We start from the raw sequence: 12,806 nt of genomic DNA, 5'->3' as shown, positions 1-12,806 counted from the left end.
GTGCGGGTGAGCAGCGGTGCCGAGGAATGCAGGTGAGCGGGGCCTGGTGCGTCCAGATGCAAGGCGGAGGAGGGAGTCGACGCGGAGCGATGGGGGTCCCTCCCTGCTCGAGCGGAGCCGAGAGCTTGGGGGAGAGTGACGACAACGCCGCAGATGGGCGTGCCAGGCCCCGCGTCCGCGCCATGATCCGCCGGACAGACCCTACCGCGACTGCGGGGGGCCGGGGGTCTTCCGGTACGGATCGTGGGTGGTGAGCAGTTCCTCCATCCGGGCCTGGTCGACTCTGCTGACGATCTCCCCGGCCTCCTGTCTGTCCCGGATCACCTTGGCGAGGGTGAAGGCGGAGGTGACGAGGTACAGGACGGCGATGGCGAGGAAGCCGCGCACCCAGGCGTTGGCGTCCAGCCGGTAGATGCCGATCGCGGTGGCCGTCATGGCGACGGCGAAGGAGGCGACGGCCTGGCCGTAGAAGGCGGCCGTGCTCTGCTGCTTGACGGGTGTGTCGCTCATGACACGAGTGTCGGCGGACGCGGCGCGGGCCACATCCGCCGAGGTACTCAGTGCGGGTACTCAGAAGCGCGCGGCCTCAGAAGGCGGAGACGCCCGTGAGCGCTCGGCCGATGAGCAGCTTCTGGATCTGGCTGGTGCCCTCGTAGAGGGTCATCACGCGGGCGTCGCGCAGGAGCTTGCCCACCGGGTACTCGTCGATGTAGCCGTAACCGCCGAACACCTGGAGGGCGTTGGAGGCGGCGCGCACGGCGGCCTCGGAGGCGAACAGCTTGGCCTTGGAGGACTCGGTGGCGAACGGCTCGCCCCGGTCGATCAGGTCGGCCACCCGCCAGGTCAGCAGCCGGGCGGCGTCCACGTCCACGGCGATGTCGCTGATCAGCTCCTGCACGAGCTGGTGCCGGGCGATGGAGGTGCCGAACTGCTCCCGCTCGCCCGCGTATTGGACGGCCGCGTCCAGTGCGGCCTGGGCTATGCCGACACAGCCCGCGGCGACCGACATCCGGCCCTTGGCGAGCGCGGACATGGCGACGGAGAAGCCCTTGCCCTCGGCGCCGATCATCGCGGAGGCGGGCACCCGCACGTCCTCCAGCACCAGTTCGGCGGTGGCCTGGCCGCGCAGGCCGAGCTTGCCGTGGATGGTGCGGCGGGTGAGGCCGGGAGTGTCGGTGGGGACGAGGAAGGCGGAGACGCCCTTGTGGCCGGGGGCGTCGGTGGAGCGGGCGAAGAGCAGGACGACGTCGGCCCAGGTGCCGTTGGTGATGAACATCTTGGTGCCGCTCAGCACATAGGCGTCACCCTCGCGCACGGCCCGCGTGGTGAGGTTGCCCGCGTCCGAGCCGGTGCCGGGCTCGGTGAGGCCGAAGCAGCCGATCAGTTCGCCGGAGGTCAGCCCCGGCAGCCACCGCCGCTTCTGCTCCTCGCTCCCCCAGGCCGCTATCGACTTGGCGACCAGCCCGAGGGAGACGGAGACGATCCCGCGCACCGAGGAGTCGCCGCGCCCCAGTTCCTCGGTGACCAGGCAGTACGCGAGATGGTCGCCGCCGGAGCCGCCGTACTCCTCGTCGATGGTCAGGCCCAGGAAGCCGACCTCGCCGAGCTTCTTCACGATGCCCCGGTCGACCTCCTCGGCGCGGTCCCAGCCGGCCGCGTACGGGGCGATCTCGCGCTCCACGAAGTCACGGGCCAGTCGCCGTACGGCCGCCTGTTCCTCGCTCAGCTCCAGGTTCACCACGCGATCACCCCACACGGCCTCGGCGGGAACCCGTAAGGCCCTTGAAAGACGTACATTTAAATTAGCACTGCTAGTTTCTGCTCGCAGCCCTACTATGTGGGCCATGGCCCGACCGCGCAAGCCCCTTCTCAGCACCGACCGGATCGTGAAGACGGCACGGGCCCTCGTGGACGCGGAGGGCCTCCAGGCCGTCTCCACCCGGCGGCTCGCCGCCGAACTCGGCGTCAGCGGGCCCTCGCTCTACAACCACTTCCGCACCAAGGACGAGATCCTGGAGGCGGTCGCGGACTCGGTGAGCGCGCAGGTCGACCTGTCGATGTTCGAGGACGGCCGGGACTGGCGGACCGCGCTGCACGACTGGGCCGTCTCCTACCGGTCCGCGCTGCGCGACCACCCCAACATCGTCCCGGTGCTCGCGCGCGGCCCCGGCCGCCGCCCGGCCGCGCTGCGCCTGGCGGACGCGGTGTACGGGGCGATGGTCGACGCGGGCTGGCCCCCGGCACAGGCGACCTCGGTCGGCGCGCTGATGCGGTACTTCATCATGGGCTCCGCGCTGGGCTCGTTCGCCGCGGGCTTCGTGGACGACGCGAGCGCCTACGACCCCGCCGACTATCCCCACCTCGGCCAGGCCCACCTGCTCGCCGAGCAGCAGGAGAAGATCGACGAGCGGGCCTTCGAAGCAGGGCTCGCGGCGCTGCTGGCCGGGCTTGAGGGACAGTACGGGCAGCCGGAGCCCGGGGCCCTCCCATAATTCGGCGGCCGCCGAAGTATCCGTCCCGCATGCTGTGCACATGACCGCCAGGGACCCGTGCGCCACCGCCCTCGCCTCGCTCGCCGCGCTGCTCGCCGACGAGACGCGGGCAGGCTGCCTGCTGGCCCTGCTGGACGGGCGCGCGTGGACCGCCGGGGAACTCGCCCGGCACGTCCGGGTCGCGCCCTCGACACTCAGCGAGCACCTGAACCGGCTGGTCGCGGGCGGCCTGCTCGCGACGGAACGCCAGGGGCGACACCGCTACGTCCGGCTGGCCGACTCGCGCGCCGCACAACTCGTCGAGGATCTGGCGGCGCATCTGCCGCAGGACGCGGTGCTCCAAGTCCCGCGCACGCTGCGGGAGGTCCGCACCCAGTCCGCCATGGCGCGCGGCCGTACATGCTACGACCATCTGGCCGGCAGGCTGGGCATCGCGGTCACCGACGCGCTGACCGCGCGTGGGCTGCTGCGCCAGGACGCCGGGTTCGCCCTCACCGACGCGGGTCTCGCCTGGTTCGGGGACGCGGGCATCACCGTGGACCGCTCCACGCGCCGCCCGCTGGCCCGCTCCTGCCTCGACTGGACGGAGCGGCGCCCGCATCTCGGGGGCGCGGCGGGTGCGGCGCTGTGCCGGTACGCGCTGGACACCGGCTGGTGCGCCCGCGTGGGCTCGGGGCGCGCGGTGCGGGTGACGCCCGCCGGGGAGCGTGCGCTCGCGGAACTGCTGGGCGTGGACGGGCGGGCGCTGGCCTGACGCCCCTTTTTCTCCACCGATCCTTATCTCTCCACCGATCCGAGGAGTCCGATGGACCTCAGTCCGCGTCATCGTCTGCTGCCCGCGGCCGCCGCCGTGGTCACCGTGCTGCTCTGGGCGTCCGCCTTCGTGGTGATCCGTACCGCCGGGGAAGCCTATTCACCGGGCGCGCTGGCGCTCGGGCGGCTGCTCGCGGGCGGTCTCACCCTGGCCGCGCTGTGCGCCGTACGCCGTGAGGGGCTGCCGCCGCGCGCCGCCTGGCCGGGCATCCTGGTGTCCGGGGTGCTGTGGTTCGGTTTCTACATGGTCGCCCTGAACTGGGGCGAGCAGCGGGTGGACGCCGGCACGGCGGCCCTGGTGGTGAACGTCGGCCCACTGCTGATCGCCCTGTTCGCGGCCCGGTTCCTCGGGGACCCGATGCCGCCCCGGCTGCTGGCGGGGATGGCGGTGTCGTTCACGGGTGCGGTGATCGTGGGCCTGTCGATGTCGGCCGGGGGCGGCGGTTCCTCGGTGCTCGGGGTGGTGGCGTGCCTGCTCGCGGCGGTCGCGTACGCGGCCGGGGTGGTCGCGCAGAAGCCCGCCGTCGCGCGGGCGAGCGCCCTTCAGGTGACGACGTACGGCTGTCTCGTCGGCGCCGTGGCCTGCCTGCCGTTCGCCGGGCAGCTGATCTCGGAGGCGGCCCGCGCGCCGCTGCCCGCGACGCTCGGCATGGTGTACCTCGGCGTCTTCCCGACCGCGCTCGCCTTCACCGCCTGGGCGTACGCCCTGGCCCGCACCAGCGCCTCCAAGCTGGGCGCGACGACGTACGCCGTACCCGCGCTGGTGGTGCTGATGTCGTGGCTGGCGCTGGGCGAGGTGCCGGGGCCGGTCATGCTCGGCGGCGGCGCGCTGTGCCTGGCGGGCGTGGCGGTGGCCCGCTCGCGGGGGCGTACGGCGCCGGCTCAGGTGGCGGACGCCGCCCCGAGCCCCGACCGGGTGCCCTGAGCCCCGTCAGAACACCACCAGCGCCCGGCCGCCCCGGCCCGCGAGCATGTCGTCGAAGGCGGCCGGGATGTCCTTGAGGGTGATGTGCTCGGTGACGAGCGCGGAGAGGTCGAGCCGCCCCTCCCGGATGTGCCCGGCGATGACGGGCAGGTCGCGGGCGGGGTCGGAGTTGCCGTAGACGCAGCCGGAGAGGGTGCGGCCCCAGTGGAAGAGTTCCAGGGCGTTGAAGGTGACCTGCTGGTCCTTGCCGCCGATGCCGACGACCGTGGTGCGCCCGCCCCGGCGGGTGGACTCCCAGGCGGCTCGGATGCTCTGCGCCCGGCCCGCGCACTCCACGGCGACGTCGACGCCCTGCTTGTCGGTGAGGGCGCGGATCGCGCGCGGGGTCTGCTCGTCGGCGAGGACGAAGTCGGTGGCGCCGCAGGCGCGGGCCAGCTCCTCCTTCTGCGGAGAGATGTCCACGGCGATGACGCGGGCCGCGCCCGCGATCCGGGCCGCCTGGAGGGTGGCCAGCCCGACCCCGCCGACCCCGAACACGGCGACCGTCTCGCCGGGCTGGACCCGTGCCGAGTGGTGGACGGCGCCGTAGCCGGTGAGGACGGCGCAGCCGAGCAGGGCCGCGTCGGTGAGCGGGACGCCCTCGGGCAGCGGCAGCGCGCAGGCGGCGGGTACGACGGTCTCCTCGGCGAACGCGCCGACGTTGAGGCCGGGATGGAGTTCGGTGCCGTCGGCGGTACGGGCGTGGACCCGGGCGGCGCCGTCCAGCGCGTGCCCGCACAGCCAGACCTCACCCCGCGCACAGGCCGGACAACCCCCGCAGGCGGGAGCCCAGTTGAGGACGACGGGCACACCGGGTACGAGCCCGGACACCCCCTCGCCCACGGCGGTCACGGTGCCCGCGCCCTCGTGGCCGAGGACGGCGGGGACCGGCACCCGCATGGTGCCGTTGGACAGGGACAGGTCGGAGTGGCAGACCCCGGCGGCGGCCAGGCGCACCCGCACCTGGCCCGGGCCCGGCTCGGGCAGTTCGATGCCGGTGATCTCCAGCGGGGCCCCGACGGCGGGCAGGACGGCGGCTCGTACGGTCATCGCGCGCGGTCTCCTCAGAACTGGGGCGACGTGGTCCGAAGGTACCCGGCGGGCCGGAGCGCGCCGAGCGGGGACCGCGCACCAAACTAGCGGCGTTAGTTTTCCGGCGCCAGGGATGCCGGGGTGCTAGCGGTGCTGAGCCGCACCGGGATTCCGTTGAGGACGGCGTTGCCGGACAGGGGATCGAGGAGGGTGCCGTCGAGGAGCTGGTTGACGTTGACGCCGGGTTCGCGGCCGGCGTGGGCCAGCCGGGTGCCGGGGCGGTCGTGGCCCCAGCCGTGCGGGAGGCTCACCACGCCGGGGCGGATGGCGTCGGTGACCTCGGCGGGCGCGGTCACCTCTCCCCCGGCGCCCTTGACCCGTACCGGGTCGCCGTCGCGGACGCCGAGGCGTTCGGCGTCCTCGGGGTGGAGGTGCAGGGTGCAGCGGTTGGTGCCGCCGGTGAGGGCGGGGACGTTGTGCAGCCAGCTGTTGTTGGAGCGCAGATGGCGGCGGCCGACGAGGACGAGTCCGGTGGGCCGCTCGCGCAGGGCCTCGCGCAGCCGGGGCAGGTCGGCGGCGATGGGGGCGGGCAGCAGCTCGACCTTGCCGCTGGGCGTCTTCAGCGGCTGGGGCAGGCGCGGGCGGAGCGGGCCGAGGTCGATGCCGTGCGGGTGGTCGAGCAGCCGGGCGAGGGTGAGGCCGTCGGGGCGGGCGCCGAAGCCGTCGCCGTAGGGGCCGAGGCGGAGCATCAGGTCGAGGCGGCGTTCGGGGCCGTCGGCGCCGGTGAGCTGTGCGGCCGCCTCGCGCGGGTCGCGGCCGTGGACCGGGGAGTGGGGGTCCTGGACGGCCTTGCCGAGGGTCTGGTCGATGACCATGGCGTCCACGGCGGCCGGGTCGGCGCCGTGCATGCCGCTCGCGGCGAGGATCAGCCGGGCGAGTATCTCGGTCTCGGCCATCCTTCCGGGCTCCAGCGGGACGGCGGGCCGGCTGTAGCGGACCTGGTTGCGGACGGCCAGGGTGTTGAACGCGAAGTCGTGGTGCGAGCTCTGCGCGGGCGGGGGCGGGGGCAGCACGACGTGGGCGTGGCGGGAGGTCTCGCCCAGGTAGGGGTCGACGCTGACCATGAAGTCCAGGGAGTCCAGGGCCTTGTCGAGCCGGTCCCCGTCGGGCGCGGAGAGCACCGGGTTGGCGGCGATCACGATCAGCGCGCGTACGGGTTCGCCCTCGGGGGTGGCGGTGTCGATCTCCTCGGCCAGCGCGGAGAGCGGCAGCTCACCCTTCGCCTCCGGAAGTCGCCGTACGCGGGAGTGCCAGCGGCCGAGGGTGAAGCCCCGGCCGGGGCCCGCCGGGCGGGGGGTGCGGTCGGTGGCGGCCTGGGGGAAGAGGGCGCCGCCGGGGCGGTCCAGGTTGCCGGTGAGGGTGTTGAGGACGTCGACCAGCCAGCTGGCCAGGGTGCCGTGCGGGACGGTGCAGCTGCCGATGCGGGCGTAGACGGCGGCGGTGGGGGCGGCGGCGAGTTCGCGGGCGAGGGTGCGGATGGTGCCGGGGTCGATGTCGCAGACCCCGGCGACCGCCTCGGGGGTGAAGTCGCCGAGCGCTTCCCGGAGTTCGGGCAGTCCGTCGACGTGTGGCGTGAGGTCGCCGAGATCGACCAGGCCCTCTTCGAACAGCACGGTGGCCATCGCGGCGAGGAGCAGGGCGTCGGCGCCGGGGCGGATGGCGAGGTGGCGGTCGGCGAGCTTGGCGGTGCGGGTGCGGCGGGGGTCCACGACGGTGAGGCGTCCGCCGCGCGCCCTGAGCGCCTTCAGCTTGCCGGGGAAGTCTGGCGCGGTGCACAGACTCCCGTTGGACTCCAGGGGGTTGGCGCCGATCAGCAGGAGGTGGTCGGTGTGGTCGAGGTCGGGCACGGGGATGGCGTTGGCGTCACCGAACAGCAGGCCGCTGGAGACGTGCTTGGGCATCTGGTCGACCGTGGAGGCGGTGAACAGGGAGCGGGTGCGGACCGCGCCGAGCAGGACGGTCGGGTAGAGGGCGCCGGCCATGGTGTGCACGTTGGGGTTGCCGAGGACCACGCCGAGGGCGTCGGCGCCGTACCGCTCCACGACCGGGCGCAGGCCGCGCGCGACCGCGTCGAACGCCTCCTCCCAACTGGCCTCGCGCAGTTCGCCGTTCTCGCGGATCAGCGGGGTGCGCAGCCGGTCGGGGTCGGCGTCCAGCGCGCCGAAGGAGGCGCCCTTGGGGCAGATGAAGCCCTTGCTGAACACGTCGTCGCGGTCGCCTCGGGCGGCGGTGACACGGCTGCCCTCGATGGTGAGGGTCAGCCCGCAGGTGGCCTCGCACAGGGGGCAGATACGCAGAGCGGTGCGGGACACGGGTCCTCCCGGAGGGTCGGCAGCGCTGCCGGACGGGCACGGGCGTGCCGGCCCAGGCGAGCATACCGACCGGTAGGCATGGTGGGGAGCCCCGTGCGCCCGCTTCAGTCCAGGACGCGGCCCAGGTAGGCCCGCAGGAGTTCCCGTGTCTCCCGGATGATCGCCGGGTCGCCGTGCGGGTCGGTGCGGAAGGCGAGCTGGATGAGGGTGTCGGCGCTCTCCACGGCCACCAGGAGGACGCGGCGCAGATCGTCGTCGGGTGCGCGGCCGAGGTGGCCGGCGACGAGTTCGGTGAGCCGGTCGGCGACACGGGTGTTGGGCGCGGTGCGCCGGGTGCCGACCGGTATCTGGTTGCCGAAGTCCACGAGGGCGAAGCCGGGCGCGGTGCGCTTCATGCCCAGGTACTCGTCCAAGACGACGTCCATCGCGGCCCGCCAGTCATCGGGCGGCGCCTTCTGCAGCCGGGCGGTGACGTGCTCGGCGTAGTGGCGCAGGTTGCGCTGGGCGAGGGCGTCGGCCATCTGGCGCTTGTTGCCGAAGAAGCGGTACACCGAGCCGATGGGCACGTCGGCGCGTTCGGCGACCGCGCGGGTGGTCAGGGCGTCGTAGCCGACCTCGTCCAGGAGGGCGGCACAGGCGTCGAGGATTCTGGTCAGCCGTTCGGCGCTGCGCCGCTGAACGGGGGCGCGGCGGAGCGATGTCACATGGGGCACGGCCACATGATGCCTGCCCACAGGGAGTCGGAGAAGGCCGGGAGGTGTCGCACGTCCCTCGGGCGGCTGGTTCTGGCGCTCCTCCCGGGTGAAGGGCGCGTTCGCCTCTTGCGCACGCCCTCCGGCATTCCTACGGTGCTGCATAGGAATCAGGACGCAAGGGAGCGATCATGACCGAGGACGCGCGGAAGACCGCCGAGGGGCTGGCGTACCTGACCGGCTTCGGCAACGAACACGCCTCGGAGGCGGTGCCCGGCGCCCTGCCCGAGGGCCGCAACTCACCGCAGCGCGCGCCGCTCGGCCTGTACGCGGAGCAGCTCAGCGGTACGGCGTTCACCGAGCCCCGCGCGCAGAACCGCCGCTCCTGGCTGTACCGCGTCCGTCCCTCGGCCGCGCACCCCGCCTTCACCCGCACCGCCAACGGTTCGATCCGTACGGCCCCCTTCACCGAGACCGTGCCCGACCCGAACCGGCTGCGCTGGAGCCCGCTGCCCGAGCCGCTGCCGGGCACGGACTTCCTGGCGGGTCTGTGGACGCTGGGCGGAAACGGCGACGCGACCCAGCGCAGTGGCATGGCCGTGCACCTCTATCACGCCAACTCCTCGATGGAGCGTGTCTTCTCGGACGCCGATGGGGAGCTGCTCATCGTGCCGGAGCGGGGCGGGCTGCTGCTGCACACCGAGTTCGGGCGGCTCCATGTGGAGCCCTCATATGTGGCCCTCATCCCCCGTGGGGTCCGCTTCCGTGTGGAGCTGCTGGATGACTCGGCGCGGGGCTATGTGTGCGAGAACTATGGGGCGCCCTTCCGCCTCCCCGACCTGGGCCCCATCGGCGCCAACGGCCTCGCCAACCCCCGTGACTTCCGGGCGCCGGTCGCCGCGTACGAGGACACCGAGGGGCCGGTGGAGGTGGTCAACAAGTTCTGCGGCAACCTCTGGACGGCCACCTACGACCACTCCCCGCTCGATGTGGTCGCCTGGCACGGCAACTATGTGCCGTACACCTATGACCTACGTCGCTTCAATGTGATCGGCACCATCTCCTACGACCACCCGGACCCGTCCATCTTCACCGTGCTGACCTCCCCCTCGGACACACCGGGCCTGGCGGGCGCCGACTTCGTGGTCTTCGCGCCTCGCTGGCTGGTCGGCGAGGACACGTTCCGGCCGCCGTACTTCCACCGGAACGTGATGAGCGAGTACATGGGCCTGATCGAGGGCGCCTACGACGCGAAGGCGGAGGGCTTCGTACCCGGCGGCGGCTCGCTGCACAACATGATGTCGGCACACGGCCCGGACCGGGAGACCTTCGACCGGGCGAGCGCGGCCGAGCTGCGCCCGCAGCGCATCGACGACGGGCTGGCGTTCATGTTCGAGACCCGCTGGCCGCTGACCCTGACCCCGCACGCGGCCCGCGCGGACCACCTCCAGCAGGGCTACGACGACGTGTGGCGGGGACTGGAGCCGCATTTCCGTACGTCGTGACAACTCCGATACGTGACCGATCCGTTGCGCCGACCGAGCCAGGACAGGTACGGATAGCCGCGTGACCTCTTTCGCCCCGGACTCGATCGTCCTGAACCGCAAGCTGCCGCTCTGGTACCAGGTGTCGCAGTCGCTGCGCGCCTCCATCCTGGGCCGCTCGCCCGAGGACCCGCTGCGGCTGCCCACCGAGGAGCGGCTGGCGGAGCACTACGGGGTGAGCGTGCTGACGATGCGGCAGGCGCTGAAGGAGCTGGAGGACGAGGGGCTGATCAGCAGGCACCGGCGGCGCGGCACCTTCATCGAGCCGGGGGTGCGGCGCGGGGCGCCGGTGCGGCTGCTGGGCTCGGTGGACGCGATCGTGGCCCAGCAGTCCGGGATGACGGCCGAACTGCTGGACCAGGCGCGGGTGCCGGTGCCGCCCGTGCTGGCCGAACACTTCCCGGACCTGGCCGAGGTGGCGGTCTACCACCGGCTGCGCGGGGACGCGAAGACGGGCGAGCCGACCAACCACGCCGTCAACCATGTGCGTCCGGAGCTGGCCGACCGGATCGACCCGGCCGATCTGGCCCGCTGGCCGATGACGAAGGTGCTGCGGGACGTGGTGGGCGCCGACATCAGCCGGATCACCGACACGGTGGAGGCCCGGCTCGCCGACCCGGAGACCGCCCGCCTGCTGCGGGTGCCGCTGCTGAGCCCGATCCTGCACTACACGGGCGTCACCTACGACTCCGCGGGCCGGGTTCTGGACGTGGCCGTCATCCACTACCGGGGCGACCGTTTCTCCTTCACCGTCACTCTGGAGGCCACCTGAGCCCCGCCTCCGTTCCCGTGCTCCGGCCGGGCCGAGGCCGTAGCATGCCGGGCGTGACGTACGAGGACGCGCCGCCGCTGGCGGACCTCATGCCGTGGTCCGTCGCACCGCTGCGGCTGGGCCGCGCCTGGCCGACGGCACCCGACCCGGCGTCCCTGAAGGCCCGCTGGGCGGCCCTGCTGGCGGCCGAGGGGGCGGAGCGGGAGGCGCTGTTCGAGCCGACCCGGTCGCGTACGCCGAGATCGGCGGTGGCCCAGCTGCCCGGCCGGCGGACCGGTACGGAGCGGCTGGCGCGGGCCTCGGGGGCGTGCCCGGAGCCGGTGCGGGTGCTCGCGGCGCCGTTCGACGAGCGGTGGCTGATCCCGGACCACCGGCTGATCGACACCGCCCGCCCGGAGCTGTGGCGGGTGGCGGACGAACGGCAGGTGTTCGTGGTGGAGGCGGGTGCCGGGGTACTGGCGACCGCACTGCTGCCGACCCTCGCGGCGGGCCGCGTCCGCCCGCTGTACCGGCGGCCCGGTGGTGCCGAACCCAACCTGGCGCCGGGCCTGTTGGACGTGCTGGCCACGCGGCTCGGCTCCCGGCCCGCCGCGGCGGACGTCCTGGCGTGGATTCTGGCCGCCGTCCGCGCGGACCTGACCGTGCCCCTCACCGGGGACCCCGAGGTGTGGGCGCGGGGTGTGGAGTCGGGCCGGCGCGCGCTGTGGCTGATGCGCCGGGACGGGGAGCGCCCCAAGCTGCCCGGCGGCCGCCGCCCGTACGTGCGTGCGCCGCTGCCCCCGTACCCGCGCGCCCTGCGCTACGACGCCGACGACGAGAGCCTGCACCTGGACGAGGGCCGTGTCTCCCCCGTCCCGCGCGCGGCCTGGGAGCACGAGGTGGCCGGGGTCCGCACCCTGGAAGCCTGGTTCACGGCCCGCACGACCCCCGGCGCCCCCGGCACCCTGGCCGCGATCGGCCCCCGGACCTGGCCCCAGAGCTGGACCTCGGAGCTGCTGGAGCTGGTCACGGTCCTGACCCTCCTGGCGGACCACCGGGCCGACCTGGGCCCGGTCCCGGAGCCGGTCACGGCAACCGGCCTCCGCACGGCGGGAGTTCTCCCGCCCGCGCCCCCTGCCCGTCGCCCCGCCTCGGTGCTGGACCACCAGGAGGAGGGGCCGGAGGGCCAGTTCGCCCTGCTCTAGCCGGGGTGACTGGTGACAGCGGGGGCCGGCCGGGAGATCATCGCGGGCGTGGATCTGCTGCCGCCGCCCCTGGAGGGCGTGACCGTCGTCGCCGTCGAACAGGCCGTGTCCGCGCCCTTCGCCACCCGGCAACTGGCCGATCTGGGCGCCCGGGTGATCAAGGTGGAGCGGGTCGACGGAGGTGACTTCGCACGCGGCTACGACACCGCCGCCGATGGCCTCGCCTCGCGCTTCGCGTAGTGCAACCGGGGCAAGGAGTCCATCGCGCTGGACCTGAAGGACCCGCGTGGCCTGGACGCCGTACGGCGGCTGATCGCGGGCGCGGACGTGTTCGTGCAGAACCTCGCGCACGGGGCGGCGGCCCGGCTGGGCCTGGACGCGGCCACGCTGTGCGCGGCGGACCCGAGGCTGATCGCCGTGAACATCTCCGGCTACGGCGGCTCGGGGCCGTACGCGGACAAGCGGGCGTACGACATGCTGGCCGAACAGGTACTGGACAAGCCGGAGTTGGCGCACGACCCGGCGTATGCGACGAACGCGGCGCGGGTCGCCGGGCGGGAGCGTACCGACGCCCTGGTCGCGGGGGCGCTGGGCGCGCTGGGGACGGACGAGGCGCTGGCGCGGCTGGAGGCGGCGGGGATCGCCTGTGCGCGGATCAGGGATCTGGCCGAGCTGGCGGAGCATCCGCAGCTCGCCGCGCGGGAGCGGTGGCGGCGGGTGGGTTCGCCGGTGGGGCCTGCGCGCGCTATTGCCGCCCATCACCCTGCCGGGCGGGGAGGAGTCGCGGTCGGGGGATGTGCCGGCGCTCGGCCGGCACACCGACGCGCTGCTCCGTGCCGTGGGGATGACGGACGACGAGATCGCGGCATTGCGCCGGGACGGTGTGGCGGCCTGAGCGCGGAACTGCGGGGTGGGCGCCGGTTCACTCGGGGCCGAGCCGG

Annotated in this window: 11 protein-coding genes and 1 pseudogene; 7 read left to right on the top strand and 5 right to left on the bottom strand. The window is 73.7% G+C overall.

Annotated features, from left to right (window positions below; translation table 11 throughout):
- Positions 1-201 precede the first annotated feature (201 nt).
- The gene (locus ACIGA3_RS19155; protein ID WP_399716864.1) at positions 202-510 is read right to left on the bottom strand and encodes a YiaA/YiaB family inner membrane protein; all 309 of its coding nucleotides are present in this window, start codon (positions 508-510) and stop codon (positions 202-204) included.
- 76 nt (positions 511-586) lie between these two features.
- On the bottom strand, positions 587-1,738 hold the full coding sequence (locus tag ACIGA3_RS19150; protein ID WP_399717594.1) for an acyl-CoA dehydrogenase family protein: 1,152 nt from the start codon (positions 1,736-1,738) through the stop codon (positions 587-589).
- Positions 1,739-1,844: 106 nt separating this feature from the next.
- On the opposite strand from ACIGA3_RS19150, the gene ACIGA3_RS19145 reads away from it, so the two are divergent.
- Genes ACIGA3_RS19145 through ACIGA3_RS19135 form a run of 3 tightly spaced genes read left to right on the top strand, consistent with a single transcriptional unit; the run spans position 1,845 to position 4,230 of the window.
- Positions 1,845-2,492: a TetR/AcrR family transcriptional regulator gene (locus ACIGA3_RS19145; RefSeq protein WP_399716862.1), complete on the top strand. Its 648-nt coding sequence runs from the start codon at positions 1,845-1,847 to the stop codon at positions 2,490-2,492.
- Positions 2,493-2,532: 40 nt separating this feature from the next.
- Positions 2,533-3,246 (top strand): ArsR/SmtB family transcription factor, encoded by a 714-nt coding sequence (locus ACIGA3_RS19140; RefSeq protein WP_399716859.1) that lies wholly within the window; start codon positions 2,533-2,535, stop codon positions 3,244-3,246.
- 51 nt (positions 3,247-3,297) lie between these two features.
- A complete protein-coding gene (locus ACIGA3_RS19135) occupies positions 3,298-4,230 on the top strand; it encodes a DMT family transporter (protein WP_399716856.1) in 933 nt (310 codons plus the stop codon).
- Between the two features lie 6 nt (positions 4,231-4,236).
- Here the strand turns inward: ACIGA3_RS19135 and ACIGA3_RS19130 are convergent, their stop codons facing one another.
- The 3 genes from ACIGA3_RS19130 to ACIGA3_RS19120 all read right to left on the bottom strand — a co-directional run bounded on the left by ACIGA3_RS19130 (position 4,237) and on the right by ACIGA3_RS19120 (position 8,386).
- On the bottom strand, positions 4,237-5,319 hold the full coding sequence (locus ACIGA3_RS19130; RefSeq protein ID WP_399716853.1) for a Zn-dependent alcohol dehydrogenase: 1,083 nt from the start codon (positions 5,317-5,319) through the stop codon (positions 4,237-4,239).
- 95 nt (positions 5,320-5,414) lie between these two features.
- The gene (locus tag ACIGA3_RS19125) at positions 5,415-7,673 is read right to left on the bottom strand and encodes a molybdopterin oxidoreductase family protein (protein WP_399716850.1); all 2,259 of its coding nucleotides are present in this window, start codon (positions 7,671-7,673) and stop codon (positions 5,415-5,417) included.
- A 104-nt stretch (positions 7,674-7,777) separates the two neighbouring features.
- Positions 7,778-8,386: a TetR family transcriptional regulator gene (locus ACIGA3_RS19120; protein ID WP_399716847.1), complete on the bottom strand. Its 609-nt coding sequence runs from the start codon at positions 8,384-8,386 to the stop codon at positions 7,778-7,780.
- A gap of 170 nt (positions 8,387-8,556) precedes the next feature.
- On the opposite strand from ACIGA3_RS19120, the gene hmgA reads away from it, so the two are divergent.
- From hmgA to ACIGA3_RS19100, 4 genes and pseudogenes are all read left to right on the top strand, one after another.
- On the top strand, positions 8,557-9,870 hold the full coding sequence (gene hmgA, locus ACIGA3_RS19115) for a homogentisate 1,2-dioxygenase (protein WP_399716845.1): 1,314 nt from the start codon (positions 8,557-8,559) through the stop codon (positions 9,868-9,870).
- A gap of 61 nt (positions 9,871-9,931) precedes the next feature.
- Positions 9,932-10,681 (top strand): GntR family transcriptional regulator, encoded by a 750-nt coding sequence (locus ACIGA3_RS19110; RefSeq protein ID WP_399716842.1) that lies wholly within the window; start codon positions 9,932-9,934, stop codon positions 10,679-10,681.
- Between the two features lie 44 nt (positions 10,682-10,725).
- On the top strand, positions 10,726-11,865 hold the full coding sequence (locus ACIGA3_RS19105) for a type ISP restriction/modification enzyme (protein WP_399716840.1): 1,140 nt from the start codon (positions 10,726-10,728) through the stop codon (positions 11,863-11,865).
- 48 nt (positions 11,866-11,913) lie between these two features.
- Positions 11,914-12,760: pseudogene (locus ACIGA3_RS19100) on the top strand (CaiB/BaiF CoA transferase family protein).
- Positions 12,761-12,806 lie beyond the last annotated feature (46 nt).

The sequence above is a fragment of the Streptomyces sp. NPDC085596 genome (assembly GCF_044541565.1).
Taxonomy (GTDB): Bacteria; Actinomycetota; Actinomycetes; order Streptomycetales; family Streptomycetaceae; genus Streptomyces.
Note: the sequence above shows the minus strand (reverse complement) of the source record. Positions and strands in the feature narration are given on the sequence as shown.

What these genes read in the sequence shown, in the direction of transcription:
- ACIGA3_RS19155 (WP_399716864.1), bottom strand. Translation starts at nt 510, where the DNA reads ATGAGCGACACACCCGTCAAGCAGCAGAGCACGGCCGCCTTCTACGGC.
- ACIGA3_RS19145 (WP_399716862.1), top strand. Translation starts at nt 1,845, where the DNA reads ATGGCCCGACCGCGCAAGCCCCTTCTCAGCACCGACCGGATCGTGAAG.
- ACIGA3_RS19140 (WP_399716859.1), top strand. Translation starts at nt 2,533, where the DNA reads ATGACCGCCAGGGACCCGTGCGCCACCGCCCTCGCCTCGCTCGCCGCG.
- ACIGA3_RS19135 (WP_399716856.1), top strand. Translation starts at nt 3,298, where the DNA reads ATGGACCTCAGTCCGCGTCATCGTCTGCTGCCCGCGGCCGCCGCCGTG.
- ACIGA3_RS19130 (WP_399716853.1), bottom strand. Translation starts at nt 5,319, where the DNA reads ATGACCGTACGAGCCGCCGTCCTGCCCGCCGTCGGGGCCCCGCTGGAG.
- hmgA (WP_399716845.1), top strand. Translation starts at nt 8,557, where the DNA reads ATGACCGAGGACGCGCGGAAGACCGCCGAGGGGCTGGCGTACCTGACC.
- ACIGA3_RS19105 (WP_399716840.1), top strand. Translation starts at nt 10,726, where the DNA reads ATGCCGGGCGTGACGTACGAGGACGCGCCGCCGCTGGCGGACCTCATG.